At 67.6% G+C, this 15150-nt stretch carries 15 protein-coding genes; 12 read left to right on the forward strand and 3 right to left on the reverse strand.

The window, feature by feature from the left end:
• Nucleotides 1-156: 156 nt before the first annotated feature.
• From AC1REM_RS06865 to AC1REM_RS06895, 7 genes are read left to right on the forward strand one after another with little or no spacing between them, the layout of a single operon-like run.
• The gene (locus AC1REM_RS06865) at nt 157-1755 is read left to right on the forward strand and encodes an ATP-binding protein (RefSeq protein WP_492513953.1); all 1599 of its coding nucleotides are present in this window, start codon (nt 157-159) and stop codon (nt 1753-1755) included.
• Nucleotides 1752-2909 (forward strand): hypothetical protein, encoded by a 1158-nt coding sequence (locus AC1REM_RS06870; protein ID WP_492513954.1) that lies wholly within the window; start codon nt 1752-1754, stop codon nt 2907-2909. Before AC1REM_RS06865 ends, AC1REM_RS06870 begins: the two co-directional genes overlap by 4 nt.
• Nucleotides 2906-3529 carry a tRNA (adenosine(37)-N6)-threonylcarbamoyltransferase complex dimerization subunit type 1 TsaB gene (tsaB, locus tag AC1REM_RS06875; protein ID WP_492513955.1) on the forward strand — a complete coding sequence of 208 codons (624 nt, stop codon included), beginning with the start codon at nt 2906-2908 and terminating at the stop codon, nt 3527-3529. The genes AC1REM_RS06870 and tsaB overlap by 4 nt, the downstream gene beginning before the upstream one ends.
• Nucleotides 3523-4029: a ribosomal protein S18-alanine N-acetyltransferase gene (gene rimI / locus AC1REM_RS06880; protein WP_492514474.1), complete on the forward strand. Its 507-nt coding sequence runs from the start codon at nt 3523-3525 to the stop codon at nt 4027-4029. The genes tsaB and rimI overlap by 7 nt, the downstream gene beginning before the upstream one ends.
• Nucleotides 4026-5111: a tRNA (adenosine(37)-N6)-threonylcarbamoyltransferase complex transferase subunit TsaD gene (tsaD, locus tag AC1REM_RS06885; RefSeq protein ID WP_492513956.1), complete on the forward strand. Its 1086-nt coding sequence runs from the start codon at nt 4026-4028 to the stop codon at nt 5109-5111. Before rimI ends, tsaD begins: the two co-directional genes overlap by 4 nt.
• A complete protein-coding gene (locus AC1REM_RS06890; RefSeq protein ID WP_492513957.1) occupies nt 5101-5493 on the forward strand; it encodes a hypothetical protein in 393 nt (130 codons plus the stop codon). Before tsaD ends, AC1REM_RS06890 begins: the two co-directional genes overlap by 11 nt.
• On the forward strand, nt 5490-6683 hold the full coding sequence (locus tag AC1REM_RS06895; protein ID WP_492513958.1) for a hypothetical protein: 1194 nt from the start codon (nt 5490-5492) through the stop codon (nt 6681-6683). The genes AC1REM_RS06890 and AC1REM_RS06895 overlap by 4 nt, the downstream gene beginning before the upstream one ends.
• A gap of 57 nt (nt 6684-6740) precedes the next feature.
• On the opposite strand, the gene AC1REM_RS06900 is transcribed toward AC1REM_RS06895, so the two are convergent.
• Together AC1REM_RS06900 and AC1REM_RS06905 are read right to left on the reverse strand one after the other, a co-directional pair.
• Nucleotides 6741-8150, reverse strand: coding sequence for an MFS transporter (locus AC1REM_RS06900; protein WP_492513959.1), 1410 nt, complete (start codon nt 8148-8150; stop codon nt 6741-6743).
• Between the two features lie 138 nt (nt 8151-8288).
• Nucleotides 8289-9485: a class I SAM-dependent methyltransferase gene (locus AC1REM_RS06905; protein ID WP_492513960.1), complete on the reverse strand. Its 1197-nt coding sequence runs from the start codon at nt 9483-9485 to the stop codon at nt 8289-8291.
• A 155-nt stretch (nt 9486-9640) separates the two neighbouring features.
• Between AC1REM_RS06905 and groES the strand changes: the two genes are divergently transcribed.
• The 3 genes from groES to AC1REM_RS06920 all read left to right on the forward strand — a co-directional run bounded on the left by groES (nt 9641) and on the right by AC1REM_RS06920 (nt 12314).
• Entirely contained in the window at nt 9641-9937 is a 297-nt protein-coding gene (gene groES / locus AC1REM_RS06910) for a co-chaperone GroES (RefSeq protein WP_039394204.1), read from the forward strand.
• Nucleotides 9938-10010: 73 nt separating this feature from the next.
• Complete coding sequence (gene rarD, locus AC1REM_RS06915) at nt 10011-10925, forward strand: EamA family transporter RarD (RefSeq protein ID WP_492513961.1); 915 nt, start codon at nt 10011-10013, stop codon at nt 10923-10925.
• Between the two features lie 129 nt (nt 10926-11054).
• Entirely contained in the window at nt 11055-12314 is a 1260-nt protein-coding gene (locus AC1REM_RS06920) for an ABC transporter substrate-binding protein (protein ID WP_204939231.1), read from the forward strand.
• Between the two features lie 56 nt (nt 12315-12370).
• Here AC1REM_RS06920 and AC1REM_RS06925 read toward each other — a convergent pair whose 3' ends face one another.
• The gene (locus AC1REM_RS06925) at nt 12371-13132 is read right to left on the reverse strand and encodes a GntR family transcriptional regulator (RefSeq protein ID WP_492513962.1); all 762 of its coding nucleotides are present in this window, start codon (nt 13130-13132) and stop codon (nt 12371-12373) included.
• A gap of 151 nt (nt 13133-13283) precedes the next feature.
• Here AC1REM_RS06925 and iolC point away from each other — a divergent pair, with 151 nt between their 5' ends.
• Nucleotides 13284-14240 carry a 5-dehydro-2-deoxygluconokinase gene (gene iolC / locus AC1REM_RS06930; RefSeq protein WP_492513963.1) on the forward strand — a complete coding sequence of 319 codons (957 nt, stop codon included), beginning with the start codon at nt 13284-13286 and terminating at the stop codon, nt 14238-14240.
• A gap of 1 nt (nt 14241) precedes the next feature.
• Nucleotides 14242-15138 (forward strand): Cgl0159 family (beta/alpha)8-fold protein, encoded by an 897-nt coding sequence (locus AC1REM_RS06935; protein WP_492513964.1) that lies wholly within the window; start codon nt 14242-14244, stop codon nt 15136-15138.
• Nucleotides 15139-15150 lie beyond the last annotated feature (12 nt).

Here is a 15150-nt window from a genome sequence, read left to right on the forward strand (position 1 = left end):
GCGGTGCTGCGCAGAAAGCGGCCCTGCGGTCTTTCTTCGAGTAATCTTGCGGCTGCGTTGAGCATCGGATGTCGCGCAGCAGGGCATGCTCTTTTGTGAGGGATGCACGCGGACGCCGAGGGCTCAGGATCAGGTGGCGCGTGGGAGAGGACAGGCATGCGACGCAGCGCGTCTGTGTGGCGGTGGCAGCTCATGCTGGCCGCGAGCACCGTGCTCATCGTGGCGCTGATCGCCGCGTTCAGGCCAGAGATCTTCGGAACCCTGCCGTTCCTCTTCGGCATCTTCCTCATCACGGTGATCACGCTTGTGACGCTGGTGGTTCCCTGGCACCGCGTGCGCCCCGGCCTCATGCTCGTCGTCCCGTTCGCGGACATTCTGGCCGTGGGACTCGCCGCGTCGGCGAGTGATGTGCGCCTCAGTTTCCTCTGGGTCTTCCCGGTGACCTGGATCGCCAGCTACTACGCGATGCCGACCATCATCGCGGCGCTTGCTCTGATCAGTGTGTGCCTGGCTGCGCTCACGAACTCGAGCATCTCTCCGTCCGACATGCTGCTGCGCATCATCGTGACGGTGCTGTCGTTGGGCTTCCTCGCGACGACGATCCGCATCGGGACACAACAGGCGCGGGCAGCACGCCGCCTGCTGCTGAGCCAGTCTGAGCAGATGAACCGCATCGCGCAGCGCGCGGAGGCACATGAGCACCGGGTGACGCAGATCATCGATTCCCTGGATCTCGCGCTCGCGGCCGTGACCGCCGATGGTCGGATCGTGAAGACGAATGACGCCTACCGCCAGCTCTATCGCCGGGGCGAGAGCGATGGCGATCTGCCCTCGCGTGCTGTGGAGTACGACGATCGTCAGGGTGAGCCGCTGCCGCCAGAGTGCACCGCGGTGGCCCGCGCCGCACGGGGAGAGCACATGCAGGCCGAGCGCATGTGGCTCTTCGACACTGACGGCGAGTGGCGGGCGCTGCAGGTCTCCTCACAGCCCATAGCAACGGTCGAGGATCGGGCAGGTATCGCCCTCCTGATCATCGAGGACGTGACGGCTCTGCTGGAGGCGGCGCAGGAGCGGAAGGCGGTGGCGGCGATCGTCTCGCATGAGCTGCGCAACCCGCTCACGGCGATCATCGGTCATGTCGATCTGCTGCGGGATCGCGACGATCTGCCCGAGCGAGTGCAGGAGCAGCTGAGCATCGTCGCGAGCGCGGGCGACCGGATGGAGCGGCTTGTGGCGCGCGTGATGGAGGAGAGTCATCCGGACGCGGCCGTGCTGTCGGAACCCGTCGACCTGCGCCAGCTCGTCGACGCCTCGATCGCGTCCTTCCTGCCGATCGCGCAGTCACACCACCTCACCCTCACCGTGGAAGGCGCCCAGACCCTGATGCTCTACGGCGACGCCTTCCGCCTGCGCCAGGTGATCGACAATCTCATCAGCAACGCCGTCAAGTACACACCGCCCGGGGGACACGTCGTCGTCTGGCTCGGTGTCGCCCCTGATGGACAGATCGACTTGCAGATCGTCGATACCGGAATGGGAATGGCGGATGAAGACCTGGCGCGGGTGTTCCAGCCGTATTTCCGTGCGGAGGCCGCCGCAGCCACCGACATCCCGGGCACAGGTCTCGGGATGGGGGTCGTCGAGGAGATCGTCCATCAGCACGGCGGGACGATCGGGGTCGGCAGTGTTCTGGGTGCCGGAACGACCGTTGCGGTGCGCCTGCCCCGCAAGCCCCCGACAGAGGAGAGCCGATGAACGCAGAGACGATGAGCATCGCGCTCGACGTGAATCTCGCGGTGTCACTCGTGTCGCTCGTGACTCTGGCGACCGCATTCGTGATCGGACTCGCTCTCCTGCCACGCCCCAGCAAGGCCACCGTGATCTGGTCCGCGGCGTTCGTCATCGGAACGCTCGGCACATACTGTCTCGTGGCCGCGGGGCAGTTCGAGTCGCGTGCGCTGCGCGCGCTGTCGTCCGGCGTGATGATGACCTTCGTCCCGATCGTGTGGCTCGGACTGCGCGCGCACCTGGGAAAGCGGATGCCCTGGTTCAGCGTGATCGGCTACTCCCTGATCATGGTGGTGGCGTTGCCTCTGCTGGCAGGGCTGCCCGAGTTCTCGCTCGGATTCCGTCTCGCGTTTCTGGGATCCGGTATATTCGCGGGCTTCCTGGCGTATGACCTGATTCGGATGCGCGCCGTGCAGCGTGACATCCTGCTCCCGCTGACGTTCGCCGCCTGTGCTTATGTCCTGATTACGATTCTGGCCGCGATGGACGCGATCACCCAGTTCGCGGCGCCGCGCACAGATCCGCTTGCGGTGGTGCGCGACATCAACGGCGTGGGATCGCTCGTGGTGAGTCAGTGCGCTGCGCTCACGATTGTGCTGCTCGTGCGCACCCAGCGTCGTCGCAACAGGGGCGGCGCCGGAGCGGTCGTGAATCAGCTGACCGAGCGACTGGCGCGCGCCGAAGCGCTGAAGGAGTCCGCCTGGTCGCTCATCGACATCCGTCTCGACAATCGCGAAGACCTGCGGATCGCAGCCAAATCGCAGGGCTACGCGCACATTCTCGACACCTTCCATGAGCGCGTGCGCGCCGGGCTGCCGGCCAGCGCCGACGTGCAGCGCATCGATGAGGCGCGCGTGGTGGCACTGATCCCGGGATCTGAACAGGCGGTACGTCACCATCTGCGCATCCTGTTGACGAAGATCTCGGCTCCGGATGAGGGGCGGGATGCCGCCGCGATCTCCCGCGTCTCCGCGAGCATCGGCTGGGCATCGGTCGCGGAGGCGGGGTACGAGTACCAGGCACTGCTGGCGGCCGCGTCCCTCGGCGCCGCCGACGCGCAGGTGCTCGGCGGTGGACGCTGGGGCCGAGCCCGCGAGCTCGCGACTACCCTGGAAGGGTGATCCTCGCCGTCGACACCTCCCTCGGTACTGCCATCGCCGCCATCGACGGTGCCGGCGCGATCTGCGCGGAGCGTGCGGCGATCGATCCGCTCGGGCATGTCGAAGTCATCGGCGAGATGCTCGCCGAGACGCTGCAGGATGCGGGAGCGGAGCCGCTCACGAACGTCGTCGCAGGCATGGGGCCGGGGCCTTTCACCGGGTTGCGCATCGGCATCGCCGCGGCGCGCGCGGTCGCACTGGCGCGGGCGATCACGGTCGTCCCGGTGCCGAGCCACTTCGCGGCCGCGCTGACCGAGATCGAGGCGGATGCGACGGCAGGCCGTTTCGCGATCGTGACCGACGCGCGCCGGCGCGAGGTCGCCGTGACCGTCTTCGAAGGTCTTGATACCGACGGCGTCCCGCATGTCGTCGCCGACACGGTGCTTGTGCTGCGTGCCGACGCGGAGACGCACCTCGCGGGGATCCGCGCTGTCGAGGTCACCGCGCTCTCCGCGGCTGCCCTCGCGCGGGTCGGTCAGCGTGCGCTCGCCGCAGGGCGCGAGCTCGCAGACAGCGAACCGCTCTACCTGCGCCAGCCCGACGTCGCACAGCCACGCGCTCCGAAACGGGTCGGATCGTGATCCGCCCGGCCGGAGCGTCCGATCTCGACGCGATCATGCGGATCGAGACCGCCTCCTTCCCGACCGATGCCTGGAGCGCCGAGATGATGGCGGCCGAGCTCGTCTCCGAACACGGCCGCTACTTCGTCGATGACGAGTCCGGCGAGATCGTCGGATACGGGGGAGTGCGGGCACTGCGCGGATCCAGCGACGCCGACATCCAGACGATCGCTCTCGACGCCGCCCACCGCGGTTCCGGGCGTGGGCGCGCGCTCCTGCGCGCACTGCTCGGTGAGGCATCCGACCGCGGCGCGAGCGAGGTGTTCCTCGAAGTGCGCGCTGACAACCCCACGGCCGAGCGGCTCTACACCTCTGAAGGATTCGCGGAACTCGGCCGTCGGCCGCGCTACTACCAGCCCGACGATGTCGACGCGATCGTGATGCGTCTCGATCTACGCGTCTGGCGTGAACGCGACGCATCCGCGACATCCGATTCCGCGACCGAGGAGAGCACCGCATGACCACCGCCCCCCTGGTGCTCGGCATCGAGACGAGCTGCGACGAGACCGGTATCGGCATCGTCCGCGGCCGCACCCTGCTGTCGAACACGATCGCGTCCAGCATGGACGAGCATGCCCGCTATGGCGGCGTGGTCCCCGAGGTCGCCGCGCGAGCCCACCTCGAAGCGCTCCAGCCGTCGATCGCCCAGGCGCTCGCCGAGGCACAGGTGCGCCTGGAAGATCTCGACGCGATCGCGGTGACGAGCGGGCCCGGCCTCGCCGGGGCGCTCATGGTCGGCATCGGCGCCGCAAAGGGGCTCGCCGCCGCTCTCGACAAGCCGCTGTACGCGGTCAATCACCTCGTCGGACACATCGCCGCCGACATCCTCGCGGGAGACGCAGAATCTGCGCCTCTTGAGTATCCGACGATCGCGCTCCTCGTGAGCGGCGGGCACACCTCTCTGCTGCACGTACGCGACCTCACGACCGACGTCGAGATGCTCGGCGAGACGATGGACGACGCGGCCGGCGAGGCCTTCGACAAGGTTGCGCGCCTGCTCGGCCTGCCCTACCCCGGTGGGCCGGAGATCGACCGGGCGGCCGTAGGCGGCGACCCCCAGGCGATCCGCTTCCCGCGCGGACTCTCCCGGGCCTCCGACATGGCGAAGCACCGCTACGATTTCTCGTTCTCCGGTCTCAAGACCGCCGTCGCCCGCTGGGTCGAACAGCAGGAGGCGACGGGGGAGCCGGTGCCCGTCGCGGATGTCGCGGCGAGCTTCCGTGAGGCCGTCGTGGATGTGCTCGTGACGAAGGCGCTCGCAGCCTGCCGAGACCTCGGCGTTCCGCGCCTTCTGCTCGGCGGTGGCGTCATCGCGAACCGACGCCTGCGTGACGTCGCCTTGGAGCGGGCGGCAGAGGCCGGGGTGAGTGTGCGGATTCCCCCGCTGTCGCTGTGCACCGACAACGGAGCGATGATCGCAGGGCTCGCCGCAGAGCTCATCGCGTCGGGGCGTCGCCCGTCCACGCTCGCGTTCGGTGCCGACTCGACGCTGCCCGTCACTGAGATCCAGGTCGCGGAACGGGAGGTCGTCGATGTCGGATGACCGCGGCTACAGCCGCCTCCCCACCGCCCCGACGCCGGTCACGGTCGAGACGGGGCCCGACGCCGATCACATCGGATGGCAACCGGACGCGATCGTCGCGGGCGCCGCCGCAGGTTCCGGTGCGACGCCCGCTGTCGCATCCACCCCGCGGATCGGACCGTGGGCACTGTTGGCGGCCATTGTCGCGCTTGTGGCATCGTTCTTCGTAGGCTGGGGAATCCCGCTCGCGATCATTGCCATGGTCGCCTCGATCATCGCCCTGCGGCGACCGGTCGAGAACCGGGCACTCGCGATCTGGTCGCTTGTGCTCGCGGTGCTGGCCACGCTCTACAGCGCGGGCTGGCTGGTCTGGTACGCGTACGAGTTCAACATTCTGGGGTGATCATGTTCACCGAGGTCGAAGCAATGGAGCTTCGTGCCCTGCAGCATCGTGCCTATGGGCGCGGTGGTGCGCTCACCGACGCGGATGCCGCGCGCTTGCGCGAACTGGAGGCCCGCCGAATCGTCCCGACGCCTGAGCCCGGTTATGCAGAAGCGGAAACCGCCACGGCGCGCGGGGAGATCGCGGCGCGCGAGCGCGACGTTTCGAAGGACAGCGGCAACCTGCCCGCAGCCGGAGACGCGCCCGCGTCTGAGGATCTCTCCGACATCGCATCAGAGCCCTCGCACGCACCCGAGCCGTTCGCGGATCGCATCCGCCGACGCCTCGGCGACGGGCTGAAGGAGCTGAGCGCGAAGCCGTGGGCACGGCGTCCACGTGTGATCGTCGGTGCGCTGATCGGCGCACTGATGCTGGCGTTCGGGTTCGGTGTGGCCTTTCCTCGCACACCCGTCGTCGCGCTGCACGAGACGGCGGAACAGCAGGATCGGCGCGCGGCGATCGTCGCACAGTATGAGGACCTCGACGACGGCAGCCTCGCCCTCATCGCTGCGAAGGGCCTCGGAACGCTCTGGTACGCGACGTCGAGCGAGGAGCGGCTCCGGTGCGTGATCGTCGACAACAGCGATCTCATGCAGCAGCAGTGCCTGCGAGCGGGTGACGGATCCTCGGAGGCGCTGCAGGTCTTCCTGGATCCGGCCACTTCCGAGATCCCCGGCTACTTCGGTCAGATCGCCTTCTCGGCCGAGGGGCTGCCGATCGGTTCGCTGCAGGAGCTCACGGGCTTCACCCGCGTGAATGCCTCATTGCTCACGGAGGACGAGCAGCGCTTCTTCGACGGTCTGGTCGAGGAGGGGTATGCGCCCGGTGCGCAGATTCTCGGCTACCTGGACGATGAGCCTATCTGGCTCGCCTACTCCGGCGGAGGATCTCAGACCTGTCTGCTCTATGACGATCCGCTGAGTGAGCTGCAGGTGAGCTGCGATGAAGTCTCCGGTGTCATCACCGCCACGTCGGGAGACGGCGCGGCGGGGCCGGATGCGCGATTGCCGATCTCTTTCCGGACGGTCTCCGCGCAGACCGGGGAGTCCGTGCTGGTCGAGCTGTTCACGACGATCTACGGCGGTTCCTCGCTGACGATCACGCGGTCGGCGGATCATCCGCCGACCGCGTGGGGGCCGCGCATCGAGTGAGGCGCTATCTCGTGCGCTCGGGGTCCCGCGCCGGTGCGCCGAACCCGGAGCACCGACTCAGACCGCGACCCGCTCGCGGACGCCCTTCATCGCGATCGCGGTGATGACCGCGCCGGCGACCGCGACGATCGCCGCCCCGAGGAAGGCGGCAGAGTAGCCCTGGGTCAGTTCCGCGCGAGCGGGTTCCGCGCCCGCAATGCCGTAGGCGACCGCCGTGAGGATCGCCAGGCCGAGCGCGGAGCCGATCTGGTAGCTCGTGCTGACGAGCCCCGACGCCACTCCGGTCTCTGCGGCCGGGGCGGAGTTGATCGCGGTGCCCAGTGAGGGCACGAAGGCGAGCGACATGCCGAGCGCCGCCAGGAGTGAAGCAGGCAGGACGTCGACGCTGTAGCTGCCGTCCGGGCGCACGAAGGAGAGCCAGAACAGTCCGCCTGCCAACAGCACAAGGCCGCTGACGATCATCGACTTCGCGCCGAAACGCGCCTGCAGCCGCGGTGCCAGAGAGATCATCACGAGCACGACAAGGCCCGTCATGGGAAGGAGCGCTGCACCTGCGGCGAAGGCGCCGGCCCCCAGCACCTGCTGCAGGTAGAGGTTGAGGAAGAACCACATCGCGACCCAGGCGGCACCGAGGAGCAGCTGTGCGCTGTTCGCCGCGGCGAGTTGCGGTGCGCGAAGCAGACCGAGGCGCAGGAGCGGGTCGCTGCTGCGGGCCTGAATCACGAAGAAGACGACGAGCAGGATGACACCCGCGGCGAGCAGTCCGACCGTGGTGAGCGAGAACCAGCCGACCTCCGGCGCGTTGACGACGGCGTATACGAGGGCCGCGAGACCGATGGTCACAGTGATCGCGCCACTGAGGTTCACCGAGCCCCCTGTGCCCCGTGATCCCCGGGGAAGTGCGTTCGGGGTGAACGCGAGCACGAGCAGCGCAAGCGGCACCGTGATGTAGAACACCCAGGGCCAGCTCACGTACTCGGTCAGAACACCGCCGAGGAACACGCCGGCGGTGCCGCCAATGGGGGCGGCGGCTCCGTAGATCGCGAATGCCTTGGGCAGGTCGGATGTGCCGCCGAAGAGCATCATGAGAAGCGTGAGTGCGGCGGGTGCGATCAGCGCCGAACCTGCGCCCTGCACGGCGCGGCCGATGATCTCCATGGCGACGCCGTTCGCGGCTCCGGCCACGAGGGAGCCAACGATCAGGACGATCCAGCCGGTGACGAAGATCCTTCGTGCGCCGAAGACGTCAGAGAGGCGCCCGCCGAGCAGCAGCAGGCCACCGAACGCGACGACGTAGGCGTTGAAGACCCAGGACAGCGACTCCGGGGTGAAGCCCAGATCGCGCTGCATGTCGGGAAGGGCGACGCCGATGATCGACGTGTCCATGATGACGACGAACTGCGCAGTGGCGATGAGGGCCAGCCCGAGCCATCGTCGGGATGGGCGGATGGACGAAGGCGACGACATGAGAGTTCCTCCAGGTATCTGGTCGGGATGGGTGACCAGAGCAAGACTATACCTATAGGGGGTAGGGGTATTCAAAACATCGCAAACAAGTGCTGACGACCGTCCCGAGGAGTCGGAGTCGAGGGGTGGGAGCGGGTGCTAGGCGGTGCCGACGCGATCGGCGAGGATCGCGAGCCGCTTGCTGCCGACGCGCGCCAGGATCAGTGTGGCTGCCTTCGGACCCCGCAGTGTGAGCTTCTTCCGGAAGGCCGCGGGGTCGATGTCCACGCCGCGCTTCTTGATCTCCAGCGTTCCGATCTCGCCCGCCCGCAGTGCTGCGCTGATCGCCTTCGGGGTCACGGGCAGCACCTCGCGCACCCGGAACGACTGCACGAAGGGGCTCGTCAGCGCCGCATCCGACGTGAGGTAGGCGATGTGCTCGTCGAGCATCCCCGCCTCCAGCTGGCGAGCGACATCACCGATCAGCCGCGCGCGGATGACGGCGCCGTCCGGCTCGTGCAGGAACGCACCGAGCTCGCGCACCGGCGCGTCCTCGCTGTCCGCGGCGGCGGTCAGCTCGTGGGTGTGATCACCCCGTACGACCATCGCCGCGCGATGCACGCCGGGGCGCGCAAGCGCCCCCGACCACAGCACGAGCTCGACCACGCTGCCGTCGACACTCACCCACTGCGCTTCGCTCTCGGCGGGCAGCTGATCGCGGTCGTGCCCCGGTCCGAGCTTGATGCCGACGGGCATTCGCGTGGCGAGATCGAAGGCCCAGTCGAGGGAGGGGGAGTAGTCGGATGCAGCGACTCGACGCGTCTCGCTGTGTCCTGCCGTGCGCCGGGCGGGGTCCAGCCACACGGCGTCGATGCCGCTGAGGTCTGCGCTCTCAGCGGTGCCGTGCAGCACGGTCGCGTCGTCGCCGAAGGGGGCGAGGTTGAAGGCGGTGAGGGCGGCGGTGACCTCGTCGGCATCCACCGCTGTGACGCGGATCCCCGCGCCCGCGAAGGCCAGGGAGTCGCCGCCGATGCCGCAGCCGAGATCGGCGACGTGGGCGATGCTGGCTGCGCGCAGGCGCCCGGCGTGGCGTGCGGCGACGGCGAGACGCGTGGCCTGCTCGAGTCCTGCGCGGGTGAACAGCATCCGAGAGGCGAATTCGCCGAACTTCGCCCGTGCCTTCGCCCGGAGGTGCGCCTGCCCGACCACTGCGGCGACGACGTCGGGGCCGTGGCCCGCGGCACGCAGCGTCGAGACGGCCCGGGCGGCGGCGTCCGTCGTCTCCACCGTGCCGAGCGCATCCAGCAGGCGCAGGCCCTCGGGGGTGAGCAGGGCGGTGAGCTCAGACATTTCCACCGGATCAGCCTAGACCGGCAGGCGTGTGCGCCCATGGCGAAACGTTGGCACTCGCATTGCGTGAGTGCCAATGAAGCGCGTAAGGTGAGTGTTAGCACTCTCGGGTAGAGAGTGCGAATGACTTCCGATGTCTCTGTCATAGAAAGAGGTAGACCGTGTCGGTTTCCATCAAGCCGCTCGAGGACCGCATCGTCATCAAGCAGGTCGAGGCCGAGCAGACCACCGCGAGTGGCCTGGTCATCCCTGACACTGCCAAGGAGAAGCCCCAGGAGGGCGAGGTCGTGGCCGTGGGCCCCGGCCGCATCGACGACAACGGCAACCGTGTTCCGCTCGACGTCGCCGTTGGTGACCGCGTCCTGTACAGCAAGTACGGCGGCACCGAGGTGAAGTTCGGCGCCGACGAGTACCTCGTCCTCTCGGCACGCGACGTTCTGGCGGTCGTCGTCCGCTGACGACTGCTGCCGGCGAAGGGCTCGGATGCTACGGCATCCGGGCCCTTCGCCGTTTTTTCTCTACAGTTGTCAGATGACAACTGAGCTGCGCATCGGGTTCGCGTACACGGCAGCGGCGTACGTGCTGTGGGGATTCGTTCCGCTCTTCTTCGTCCTGCTCATCCCCACCGGCCCGTGGGAGATCGTCGCGATGCGCGTGCTGTTCTCGCTCGTGCTCTGCGTCCTCCTGCTGACCGTCACCCGCGGGTGGGCGGCGTTCCTCGCGATTCTGCGCGACCGCCGCCTGCGCTGGCTCACTCTTCTCGCGGGCGCGCTCATCTTCATCAACTGGCAGACCTACATCGTGGGCGTCGTCACCGATCGCGTTCTTGAGACCAGCCTCGGCTACTTCATGAACCCGATCCTCATCGTGCTCCTCGGTGTGATCGTGCTGCGCGAGCGCCTGCGGCCGCTGCAGTGGGTTGCCGTCGGTATCGCCGCCGTCGCGGTCGCAGTGACCGTGATCGGTTATGGAACGGTGCCGTGGATCGCCCTGCTGCTCGCCTTCTCGTTCGGCCTCTACGGACTCGTCAAGAAGAAGATCGGCCCCCGGGTGGATGCCGTCTCCGGTCTCACACTCGAGACCATGTGGCTCACGCCGGTCGCGATCATCGAACTCGTGATCGTCGCGATGACGACCGGCATCACCTTCGGAACGCTCGGATGGGGCCATGCCGCGCTGCTCGCCGCGACCGGCGTCGTGACCGCGGTGCCGCTGCTACTTTTCGCCGGGGGAGCGCGGCGGATTCCGCTGAGCATGGCCGGCATCCTGCAGTTCATCACGCCGATCATGATCTTCCTCATCGGCACGTTCCTTCTGCACGAGCCGATGCCGCCCGAGCGGTGGGCTGGCTTCATCCTGGTGTGGATCGCCGTGATGGTGTTCCTGCTCGATGTGCTCCTGAACAGCCGAAAAGGACGGCGGGCGGCACCGGTCGAACTCGTCTAGCAGAGCCCGGCGCACTCGGGGCAGATCGTTAACGCACCGAGACAATGCGTGAGCGTGGTTGTCATAGGGTGAGACCACCCGATAGTGGGCATCGTAAACAGTCCACGTTCATACACGCAAAGGAGCACCATGAACGCACTGAAGAACTCGCGCACCGCGAAGGTCTTCGCAGGCGTCGCGCTGATCGGCGCATCCGCCCTGGTGATTGCAGGCTGCAGCACACCCGGCACGGCGCCCGAGACCGGCGGTGGCGAGAAGCCTGCGACAGAGCTCGCACTCAAGCTCGGCTCGCTGCTCCCGCAGACCGGTTCGCTGTCCTTCCTCGGCCCGCCCATGGAGTCCGGTGTCGGTCTGGCCGTGCAGGAGATCAACGACGCCAAGGCCGGCGTCACGATCGAGATGCTCTCCGAAGACGAGGGCGACACCGACACGAAGGCGTACGAGACCTCGATCACCAAGCTGCAGAACGCCGGCGTCGCCGGCATCGTCGGTGCCGCGGCATCCGGTGTCTCCAAGCTGATCCTCGACGGAAACATCAACGCCGGCATCATCACTATCTCGCCGTCGAACACCTCGCCGGACTTCACGGCCTGGGACGACAACGGGCTGTACTTCCGCACCGCACCGAGCGACCTGCTTCAGGGTGAGGTGCTCGGCAACCTGATCGCCGAAGACGGCAAGAAGACGCTCGGCATCATCTACCAGAACGACGCATACGGCACCGGTCTGTTCGACGCGATCAAGACGACGTTCGAGAGCACGGGCGGCGAGGTCGTCGCAGACGCCTCGTTCAACGTCGGCGACGCACAGTTCGACGCGCAGGTCGCGACGATCACGGCCGCCAACCCGGACGCTGTGGCGATCGTCTCCTTCGACCAGTTCAAGACGATCGCACCGCTGCTGGTGAACGCCGGCATCACGGGCGACAAGTTCTACATGGTCGATGGCAACGTGTCGCAGTACGGCACCGACATCCCGGTCTCGCTCGAAGGCGCACAGGGCACCCGCCCCGGCCCGGAACTCGAGGACGACTTCACCGAGCGGCTCCAGGCTTTCTGGACCGGTGAGGGCAACGCCGAGGTCAAGGACTTCACCTACGCGGCAGAGGCCTACGACGCCGTCGTGCTGATGGCGCTGGCAGCGCTCGCCTCCGGCTCCACCGAAGGGCCGGAGATCGCCGCGAAGATGCAGGAAGTCTCCGGTGGCTCGGGTGACGGCACGCCGTGCACGAGCTTCGCCGACTGCGCGAAGATCATCAACGACGGTGGCGTCGCCGACTACGACGGCTACTCCGGCAAGGTCACCTTCGACGAGAACGGCGACCCGAAGGGTGCTGCGATCGGCATCTTCAAGTTCGGCGCCGACAACATGTACACCCGCGTGAACTGAGTTCCGCAACAGAAAGGCCCCGGATGCTCAGCATCCGGGGCCTTTCTCGTGGTGGTCTACTTCGCGACCAGCGTGGTCTCGAAGCTGTAGCGGTCGGGGCGGTAGCAGTGCAGGCCGAACTCGATCGCATGCCCTGAGCTGTCGAAGGCGATGCGCTCGACCGTGAGTACGGGGCCTCCTTCGTCGATGTCGAGCAGCTCGCTCTCGTCACCTTCGGCGCGGCGGGCACCGATCTTCTGCTTCGCGACGCGGATCGCCGCACCCCGACTCAGCATGATCTGGTACAGGCCGCGCTCTTCCAGCTGTGCGGTGGGAACGTCGGCGAACTCGATGGGCAGGTAGTTCTCCAGCACAGCGACGGGAGAACCGTCCATGCTGCGCTGGCGCCGGAGGTAGACGACGTCGGTGCCGCGCGGAACGCCGAGTGCGGTCGCGACATCCTCGGAGGCGGGGACGATCTCGCGCTGGAGCACTCTCGTGCCGGGTTCGTGGTTCGCGCTTTTGAGGTCTTCGTAGAGACTCGTGAGCTCGACCTGTCGGGTGACCTGCCCCTGCACGACCTGCGTGCCCACACCACGGCGCCGCACGAGCAGTCCCTTGTCGACGAGGTCCTGGATGGCTCGACGAACGGTTGGTCGGGAGAGTCCGAGTCGCTGTGCGATCGCGATCTCGTTCTCGAGGCGCGCGCCGGTCGGAATCGTGCCCGCGTGGATCGCCGATTCGAGGCGGCTGGAGATCTGGTAGTAGAGGGGGACGGGGCCCGTCCGATCGAGGTCGTAGAACAACTCGTCCGGCCAATAGGTCTCGTCGGCTGCCATCTCGTGTCCTCCGGTCGTCAGCCCCGAGGTGGGGCTATATGTGCCGACAACATTACCTGTACGAGCAAATGCCTCTTATGCCTTATGTGTTATTGTTAGGACATTAGCGAGGCTGATCGAGTCTCGTCGAAGAGAGAGCTGTGCACGGAGTATGACTGAGAAGAGCCAAGCCCCTGATGCCCTTGTGCTGGGGCGCCTCGGAGTGGACCTCTATCCCCTCCAGTCCGGCATCGGCCTCGAGGATGTCGAGACATTCGGAAAGTACCTCGGCGGCAGCGCGGCCAACGTCGCGGTTGCCGCAGCGCGCCACGGCAACGCCGCAGCGCTGGTCTCCCGGGTGGGGGATGACCCCTTCGGACGCTACCTCCTGCGCGAACTGGCACGGCTCGGCGTCGATGCCCGCCAGGTGACGACGGACCCGACGCTGAAGACGCCGATCACCTTCTGCGAGATCTACCCGCCCGACGACTTCCCGCTGTACTTCTACCGTGAGCCGAAGGCGCCCGATCTGAACCTGAGCGCGGCGCAGCTCGACCTGACCGCGGTCCGCGATGCCGGAGTTCTGTGGTTCACCGTCACGGGGCTGACGCAGGAGCCGAGCCGGGCCGTGCACCACGAGGCGCTTGCACTTCGCGCCGGACGCCGCCACACCGTGATCGACCTGGACTACCGCCCGATGTTCTGGGAGGACGCCGCTCAGGCGACGGAGCAGATCTCTGCCGTCCTGGGGCAGGTCACTGTCGCCGTCGGAAACCGCGAAGAGTGCGAGGTCGCCGTCGGCGAAACCGAACCGCACCGTGCGGCAGACGCGCTGCTTGAACGGGGCGTCGAACTCGCGATCGTGAAGCAGGGACCCAAGGGCGTTCTCGCGAAGACCCGGGAGGAGTCGGTCGAGGTGCCGCCGCACTTCGTCGATGTGGTCAATGGACTCGGGGCAGGCGATGCCTTCGGCGGCGCGCTCATCCACGGCCTGCTGCAGGGGTGGGATCTGCGTCGGATGCTGCGCTACGCCAACGTCGCCGGAGCGATCGTCGCGTCGCGACTGGAGTGCTCGACCGCCATGCCGACGCCCGCTGAGGTCGATGTGATCCTCGCAGAAGGAGCTTGAGATGCGAACGATTCCCGATCGCGCGGCCTTCGCCGCGCTGCGTGACCTGCGCGCCGAACTGCCCTCTGCCATCGGGCAGGCGCTCGCGAAGCGTCAGCGCCGTGACCTCCTGAAGGGGGATGGGCGGCTGTTCATCGTCGCCGCGGACCATCCGGCCCGTGGCGCCCTCGCGGTCGGCGACGACCCGAGTGCGATGGCGCACCGTGGTGACCTGCTCGAGCGTCTCGCGATCGCCCTGAGTCGTCCGGGCGTCGATGGCGTTCTCGGCACGCCCGACATCATCGATGACCTCGCGGTCATGGGGCTGCTCGATGACAAGATCGTGGTGGGCTCGATGAACCGCGGCGGGCTGCGCGGCGCGTCCTTCGAGATGGACGACCGCTTCACCGCCTACGACGTGCCCTCCATGGTCTCCGCGGGCATCGACTTCGCCAAGACGCTCATGCGCATCAACCTGAATGACGCGGCGACGGCGCGCACGCTCGAGCAGACCGCACGTGTGGTCACCGAGGCCGCGGCCGCGCAGCTTCCGATCATGCTCGAGCCGTTCATGAACGACTGGGTCGACGGGCGGGCCGTCAATGACCTCTCCACGGACGCCGTCATCCAGTCGGTCGCGATCGCCGCCGGGCTCGGGGGCAGCAGCGCCTACACCTGGATGAAGCTTCCCGTCGTCGCCGAGATGGAGCGGGTGATGGAAGCGACGACCATGCCGACCGTGCTCCTCGGTGGTGACGCAGACGGCGACCTCGACGGGGCATTCGCGTCCTGGCAGGGTGCGCTCGGCCTCCCGGGTGTCCGCGGACTGACCGTCGGTCGCACACTGCTGTATCCGCCGGGCGGCGACGTCGCCGCGGCGGTCGATGTCGCGGCATCCCTCGTCCACCCGAATCTCTGAGCAGCAAAGGAA

Source organism: Microbacterium sp. GW823-FHT02G05 (assembly GCF_058797175.1).